The sequence below is a fragment of the Moorena sp. SIO3I6 genome (assembly GCF_010672095.1).
In genome coordinates this window covers 1-1069 of sequence record NZ_JAAHHU010001694.1, presented here as the reverse complement: position 1 = coordinate 1069, position 1069 = coordinate 1, and the positions used below count along the sequence as shown (strand labels likewise).

At 38.1% G+C, this 1069-nt stretch carries 1 pseudogene; it reads left to right on the top strand.

Features of this window, described 5'->3' with window-relative positions:
• Positions 1-229 (top strand): annotated as a pseudogene (locus F6K49_RS52365) (hypothetical protein); the annotation flags it as partial.
• Positions 230-1069: the final 840 nt, after the last annotated feature.

Here is a 1069-nt window from a genome sequence, read left to right as displayed (position 1 = left end):
GTACAACATTGATTTTTGGTTGTTAGATAAAACAGCATTTAATCCACAATATATAACTAAAAATCGCTGGATTATGCAGTATCAACCAGTAGCAGCAGAAGCTCAAGCTCGACTCAAACAAGCCATTTTTCCGGCAATTGTTAACGTAATCGATTCCTGTTCTGTTTTCGAGACAGAGGAGGTTGTGGTTTTGGATACCGAATGTCTTGCGATAACTAGTAACAGTTAAATAGGTAAGCCCAAATCAAGCTGGCAGCTATGTAAATATATGTAAACAAATCTATCTAAACATGCTGGCTTAAGGGAATAGATTGAATTTCTAGATATTTTACAAAACTTGACATCATTCCCTTCCATTAGTCAGTTGAATCATGCCTACCTATTTAATGGGTAATGAATAATTTGGCAAACCCTAGCAATTTAGGTGATCCCAGCCCTGAACGCTACTGGGTATGACACTAACTCTTGGTTTTCATCATTACTTTAAAAAGCGATCGCATCCCATTCTTCACCGAATCAATCTAACCCAAAAAAACAAAACTCAATAAATTAGGGGGTTAAACCCCTCAACTGTTCTCAAACAACTGGGTTCAAGATTTTAGTTAGATGCCCTAAATTGTTGTTAAAGTCCATTGTTCCATTGTAGCAGGAATTACCAAATTAAGCCATCAGCACCCTACCTATCTCAGGGCTAAAACCTTGCTCTGTATCTAATACAGAAAAAGGAAGACAAGGAATACAAGGTGGACTTGGAAGAAAGACAAAATAACCAAACAAAATCATTCCCCTCTATCCTTCCTCTGTCTGTCCCCTTACTCTAAAACAAACTAAAACAAATACCTAATCCCTGGTTGAACACCACAAGCCACTCCAAAGCAATTTGGACAGGGTTAAACATCACTATCAAGACTGAGACAGGAACTATCTCAGTTTGACTACTATCCCTACTACTTTCTTTGACTCAAGTGTTGGTGATTCTGCTGCTATTTTATCTTTACTCAGAGAGAGCCCGATTGCCTAAATTTGCCCTAGCTATCGGTATAGTTTTGGGATTAGGGATATCCACAAA